Origin of the sequence: Jiella soli (assembly GCF_020615385.1) — a bacterium.
Taxonomy (GTDB): Bacteria; Pseudomonadota; Alphaproteobacteria; order Rhizobiales; family Rhizobiaceae; genus VKMB-3413.
Window position 1 is genome coordinate 78,796 of record NZ_JAJAVB010000025.1, and the last position, 6,482, is coordinate 85,277.

5 protein-coding genes are annotated in these 6,482 nt (G+C 65.2%); 4 read left to right on the top strand and 1 reads right to left on the bottom strand.

Translation table 11 applies throughout. From position 1 onward, the window contains the following. Positions 1–431 precede the first annotated feature (431 nt). The gene (locus tag LH400_RS14845) at positions 432–1,739 is read left to right on the top strand and encodes an ATP-binding protein (protein WP_229153519.1); all 1,308 of its coding nucleotides are present in this window, start codon (positions 432–434) and stop codon (positions 1,737–1,739) included. 6 nt (positions 1,740–1,745) lie between these two features. Here LH400_RS14845 and LH400_RS14850 read toward each other — a convergent pair whose 3' ends face one another. Then, a complete protein-coding gene (locus LH400_RS14850; RefSeq protein WP_229153520.1) occupies positions 1,746–1,922 on the bottom strand; it encodes a hypothetical protein in 177 nt (58 codons plus the stop codon). Positions 1,923–2,658: 736 nt separating this feature from the next. On the opposite strand from LH400_RS14850, the gene rpsO reads away from it, so the two are divergent. The 3 genes from rpsO (at position 2,659) to LH400_RS14865 (ending at position 6,395) form a co-directional block, all read left to right on the top strand. Further along, complete coding sequence (gene rpsO / locus LH400_RS14855) at positions 2,659–2,928, top strand: 30S ribosomal protein S15 (protein WP_229153521.1); 270 nt, start codon at positions 2,659–2,661, stop codon at positions 2,926–2,928. Between the two features lie 474 nt (positions 2,929–3,402). Then, a complete protein-coding gene (gene pnp / locus LH400_RS14860; protein WP_229154401.1) occupies positions 3,403–5,544 on the top strand; it encodes a polyribonucleotide nucleotidyltransferase in 2,142 nt (713 codons plus the stop codon). A 284-nt stretch (positions 5,545–5,828) separates the two neighbouring features. Then, a complete protein-coding gene (locus tag LH400_RS14865; protein ID WP_229153522.1) occupies positions 5,829–6,395 on the top strand; it encodes a DUF2937 family protein in 567 nt (188 codons plus the stop codon). Positions 6,396–6,482: the final 87 nt, after the last annotated feature.

The following is a 6,482-nucleotide window of genomic DNA, read 5'->3' on the forward strand; positions in this document are numbered from 1 at the left end:
CGCGGCCCGCCCCTCGAAGGGCACGGGACACGAAGCGCCGGAGGCAAGCCCTCCGAATGCTATTTGTATCGGCTCGCCTCCGGCGCTCCGCGCGGCGTTTGTTCGGGCGCGCATGAGCCTGGTTCAGGCCCTCTCAGGCGGCAAGCCGCTGATGGGGCCCCAGGCCGCTGCCGGCTCTTCGCGAGGGTCGCCCCCCGCTCAAGCGGACCGATCCGCACACGCCTCGTAGTGGGCGAGGGGCCGGCGGAGCCGCGAACCCGTCCGGGACGAAAAGGCCCTCCGGAAGGACCCCACGCCGCGGACGCCGCCCGCCTCCCCAAACGATCCCGGCGATCGTCCGTCCCGTCGGGGCGGCGGTGCGGGGAGTATGGGTGAGGGGTGCAGGGGTGGGGATAAGTTGACCGGTCGCAACGCATGGTTAGAGTCGGGGAATGTTCACACGTTCCGCTGATTCGTGTCCTGTTCTGGCTTACTCGCAAGACGAGTTTGGTGCTCTTCTCGGGCGTGTGCTGTCTCCCTCGCATCCACTGCAGTCGGAAGAATTTTTGCGCGGCAGGGCCGAGCAGTTGAGCGGCATCAAGAAGGCGCTCTACCAGCCCGGGCGTCACGTCCTGATCCACGGATTCCGGGGCGTCGGAAAGTCGTCCCTCGCGCAGACGGCGGCCTACAGCCTATCGACGCAGCGCGATCCGATTCTGGTCGGGTGCGACGACAAAAGCCGGTTCGGCTCCGTGATGAAGGACATCTTCGACGAGGCGGTTAACCGCGATCCGAACGTCGACAAGAAAGTGCGTGAGACGGCGTTTGGCTTTGCCAAGCTGCCCATCGCTGGCGGCGTCAAGAACACCACCGAAGAGCGGGCGATCGTCGCACCAACCGGTGTCAACGAAGCCGTTCGCCTGGTGCAGTTCCTGTGCGAGCACTACGCCAGCAACCCGGTCATCGTCATCGACGAATTCGACCAGATCACCAGCCGTGACGAGCAGGCGCTCTTCACCAACTTCATCAAGCAGATCTCGGACCGGCATGTGTCCGCCCGGTTCATTTTCTGTGGGATTGGCGAAAGCGTCGATGCGATCATGGCGGCTCACGGAAGTGCCGACCGCTATTTCCATACCGTTAGCCTGGGGCAGCTTCCCTACGAGGCGCGGTTCGAGATCGTGACGGATGCAGCACGTAGATGCGGCGTCCAGATAGACGAGACCAGCGTCGTGCGGATCGCCAGGATCAGCGACGGCTTCCCGCACTACGTCCACTTCATAACCGAAATGCTGTTCTGGCGGGTCTACGAGGCCGACAACGGCGGCGTCGTTACCGGCGACCTTTTCGAGCGGGCGATGTCCGATGCGGCCGAAGGCATGGAGATGCGTCTGCGTGGACCTTACGAGACGGCGACGCAGAAATACACCGACTACGCCGAGGTCCTGTGGGCTGCAGCAGACGGTCATGAACTGCGTCGCCGAAGCTCCGACATCTACGACTCGTACCAGCGTATCATGCGCGACCGCGACGGGTCGGCGCTGAACCGCGCCAAGTTCAACCAGCGCATCAACAGTCTGAAGAAGCCTGCATACGCCTCGATCCTTACGGGATCTCGGGCCGGTTGGTACGAATTTACGGAAAAGGTCGTGCGTGGCTATGTCCGCCTGCGCGCCGAACAGCAGAATGTCATCCTTGAGGTCGACCATCCGGCCGAAAGAAGCCGCGTCAATGGCTTCCTCGCGGCCGGTCTCAAGTAGCAGCGGTCAGTCTTCCAGCGGCTCGCCTTCCTCGTCGCTGCCTGTGACGTGTTCAAAACCCTCTTGCCACGTGTCGTATTTGTCGCTGTCCTTCGGATAAGGACAGTCCTTCTGCTTCTTGCCTTGCGCGGCGGCTAGCCGTCCTTCGTCGAAGCAGTGGTGGTCGTCCATAGTTATCGACATCACCGGTCTCCTGTCGCTGGTTGACCCTTAAATATGGCTCTCCGGCCTTTGTTTCGGTAGGCGAACATCTGCGAAGGCGCGGGGAAGGTTCTGAATCTTCGAGACCGCGATGTTCGACGTCTGTGCGAATGTCAGCGCAGGATCGTACTCTCACAGGTTCACGTGCCCAGCGAGAATGAATAGGTTTGGAGCCTTAGACTAGCCGGGCTGGAGCAGACGACGCCGAGACGTCGATTGAGCTGAGCGGCGAGTAGGTCAACTTCCTGGATAAGCTCAACCCCACATTCGAGAGCGCCATGTGGAGAGCTACGCGGCAGCGTAGCGCTTGCGGCCGGTTGACGGTCGACGGCCGAAGTGATTGGCCTGATCTCCCCTCCTTGTGGGGGAGATGCCCGGCAGGGCAGAGGGGGTAGCCTGCCGCTGCTTGGCAAGTCTTCTTCCAAACCACATGCTGATGCCGCGCGCGCCGCACCCCCCTCTGGATTGCCACTCATCTCCCCCACAAGGAGGGAGATCGATGCGTCGTCCGTCTGTGCGTCATCTTCACCGGCGGTCTCTCGGCCGACCCGCCGGGTCTCGGCACGAGCCCCCACCTAGCATTCCCCCGCCACATCGCTTATATCCCGCCCAGCGCCGACGGCTTCTCGCCGTGCGGGCGCTTTTTCGCGGCCCTGGCTGGACGACATCCCGGCTTCGGGCGACTCATCCTCAAAAAACCCGACAAGAAAGGGATCCGATGTCGATCACGCTCGAGCGTAAAGCCGAACTCATCAAGGAATATGCGACCAAGGAGGCCGATACCGGCTCGCCGGAGGTCCAGGTCGCGATCCTCACCGAACGGATCAACAACCTCACCGAGCACTTCAAGACCAACAAGAAGGACAACCACTCGCGTCGTGGCCTTCTGAAGATGGTCTCCCAGCGCCGCCGCCTGCTCGACTATCTGAAGGGCAAGGAAGAGGCGCGCTACACCACGCTGATCGGCCGTCTCGGCATCCGCCGCTGACGGGCATTTTCCGGCGGGCCGCTGGTTCGGCCCGCCGGTTTCGTTTTGCCGGGACCTTCAAGGGGCCAGGCGGGGCGACATGACGGCGGCCGGGCGCGCCGGTCCCGCGGGGGAAACCCGCCGGGATTTGCGACAAGGCCCGCCGCACTGTAAGGACTGATGGCGCGACCGCCGAGGCATCCGACGACAAGGGGATGCGCGGACGCGCCTTTAAAGGAAATGCCCGGCGCCTCGGGGTCTTCCCCCGCTGGCGCCGACCGCTCAAACGGTCATGGGGCAGGATTGCCGGATGCTTCCGGTTCGGCCGATCGCCGCGCGGCTTGTCGCGCGGCCCGGCCCGGGCGCCCCGATAGCGCCCCGGTGAAGCCTCCCGCCGTCTTGCCCATGACGCGTTTCGACAAGAGAAACGCGCCTTCGCTTTTCGCCCTCCCGACCGGGACGGCGCGACGGCGCCGAACGATAAGGCAAGATATGATGTTCAATACCCACAAGGTGGAAATCGACTGGGCCGGCCGCCCGCTGACGCTGGAGACCGGCAAGATCGCCCGTCAGGCCGACGGCGCCGTGCTCGCGACCTATGGCGAGACCGTGGTTCTCGCGACCGTCGTTTCCGAGAAGCAGCCGAAGGTCGGCTTCGACTTCTTCCCGCTGACGGTCAACTACCAGGAAAAGACGTTCGCGGCCGGCAAGATCCCCGGCGGCTTCTTCAAGCGCGAGGGGCGCCCGTCGGAAAAGGAGACGCTGACCTCGCGGCTCATCGACCGCCCGATCCGCCCGCTCTTCGCCGAAGGCTACAAGAACGACACCCAGGTCGTCCTCACCGTCCTGCAGCATGACCTCGAGAACGATCCCGACGTCGTCGCCATGGTCGCGGCCTCGGCCGCGCTGACGCTGTCCGGTGTTCCGTTCATGGGCCCGATCGGCGGCGCGCGCGTCGGCTATATCGGCGGCGAGTACAAGCTCAACCCGCATGTCGACGAGATGCCGGAGTCCAAGCTCGACCTCATCGTCGCCGGCACGCAGGACGCCGTCCTGATGGTCGAGTCGGAAGCCAACGAGCTCGACGAGGACGTCATGCTCGGCGCCGTCATGTTCGGCCATCGCGGCATGCAGCCGGTGATCGACGCGATCATCAAGCTCGCCGAGCACGCCGCGCAGGAGCCGCGCGAGCACAACGCGCCCGACCACTCGGCGCTGGAAGGCGAGATGCTGCAGATTGCCGAGAGCGACCTGCGCGAAGCCTACAAGATCACCGACAAGCAGCAGCGCTACGCCGCGGTCGACGCCGTCAAGAAGAAGGTCACCGGGCACTTCCTCCCCGAGGGCGCCGAGGAGAGCAAATACTCCAAGGAAGAGGTCGGCGCGGTCTTCAAGTCGCTGCAGGCCAAGATCGTCCGCTGGAACATCCTCGACACCGGCAGCCGCATCGACGGGCGCGACCTGAAGACGGTCCGCACCATCGTCGCCGAGGCCGGCATTCTGCCGCGCACCCACGGCTCGGCGCTGTTCACCCGCGGTGAGACGCAGGCGCTGGTCATCGCGACGCTTGGCACCGGCGAGGACGAGCAGTTCGTCGACGCGCTCACGGGGACCTACAAGGAGCGCTTCCTGCTCCACTACAACTTCCCGCCCTATTCGGTCGGCGAGACCGGCCGCATGGGCTCGCCCGGCCGCCGCGAGATCGGCCATGGCAAGCTCGCCTGGCGGGCGGTCCACCCGATGCTGCCGGCGCCGGAGACCTTCCCCTACACGCTGCGCGTCGTCTCGGAGATCACCGAGTCCAACGGCTCGTCCTCGATGGCGACGGTCTGCGGCACCTCGCTGGCGCTGATGGATGCGGGCGTGCCGCTGACCCGTCCGGTGGCCGGCATCGCCATGGGCCTGATCAAGGAGGACGAGCGCTTCGCGGTGCTCTCCGACATCCTCGGCGACGAGGATCATCTCGGCGACATGGACTTCAAGGTCGCCGGCACGGCCGAGGGCATCACCTCGCTGCAGATGGACATCAAGATCCAGGGCATCACCGAGGAGATCATGAAGATCGCTCTCGACCAGGCCAAGGGCGGCCGGATGCACATTCTCGGCGAGATGGGCAAGGCGCTGGGCGAGGCGCGCGCCGAACTCGGCGAGTTTGCTCCGCGCATCGAGGTGATCCAGATCCCGACCGACAAGATCCGCGACGTGATCGGCTCGGGCGGCAAGATCATCCGCGAGATCGTGGAAAAGACCGGCGCCAAGATCAACATCGAGGACGACGGCACGGTGAAGATCGCGTCGGCCTCCGGCAAGGAGATCGAGGCGGCCAAGAAGTGGATCCACTCGATCGTCGCCGAGCCGGAAGTCGGCGAGATCTACGAGGGCACGGTGGTCAAGACGGTGGAGTTCGGCGCTTTCGTCAACTTCTTCGGCTCGCGCGACGGCCTCGTCCACATCTCGCAGCTCGGCGAGGGCCGGGTCGCCAAGACCACCGACGTCGTCAAGGAAGGCGACAAGGTCTGGGTCAAGCTGATGGGCTTCGACGAGCGCGGCAAGGTTCGTCTCTCCATGAAGATCGTCGATCAGGCGACCGGCGAGGAGATCAAGAAGGGCGCCAAGGACGAGGAAGACGCGGCGTAAGCCAGCCTCTTCATCCGCTGAGATCGCGAAAGGCGCGCCGGGAAGACGGGCGCGCCTTTCTTTTTGGTTCGCATCCGCAGGCGTAAGGATCGCAAGGACCGCGTCCGGCGAGCCGAACCCACTTCTCCTTTCCGGTCGAACGCCGCATTCTGGCGGGCGAGCCGTCCTTTCGCATTCTGCGCCGGGGGCGGGCGGTGTAGCATTGCAGCCGGAACCGTGTGCGGACAGGAAGATTGCAGCTTCGCGGGGGGCGCGTTGCCGCCGATATTCCCGCGAGGCGCGGGATGTTTCAATCTGGGGAGGCCAGGCTGCTCGGTTTGTTCGTCAGGGTGTTCGCGGCGTTTGTGACCGGTTCGGTCTTCAGCCAGTCGGCCGAGTTCACGCAGCAATATGTGCAGCGGCTCGGCGGCGCCGCCGACGAACTCAGGATCGTCGTCGAGCGCTTCGAGGACAGCGCCCATCAGATGAAATTGTCGCCCGAGGCCGCGATCGAGCGGCTGCGCGAGAACTCCGACCGCCTGGCCGCAAGGCAAGGCGAGGACGCGGCGGCGACGCGGGCCCGCTATCGGGAGGTGGCGCGGCGCTACCGCCTCTTGGCCGCGACGGACCCGCTGTTTCGTCCACTGGTCATGATAACGGATCCCGACTGGACGCTGGTCGAGCGCACGAGCGACGACTACCGGCCGGCTCTGCCCGTGACGCCGGACGGCCTCTTCCTCGCTCTCGCGGGGTTCATTCTCGGCTGGGGAGCGGGCTCCGGGGCGCATGGCGCCGGGCGGATGGTCAAGAAGCGGCGGAAGGCCCGCAGGCGGACCGATAAAGCGGAGCCGGGCCAGACATCGCAAGCCTGACCTCCGACACGCGAAACAGGCGTTCGTCGCGGTGCGACGGCCGCCGGACGCGCATCCTCGCGCCTATCGCCCGGTGCTATCGGTGCG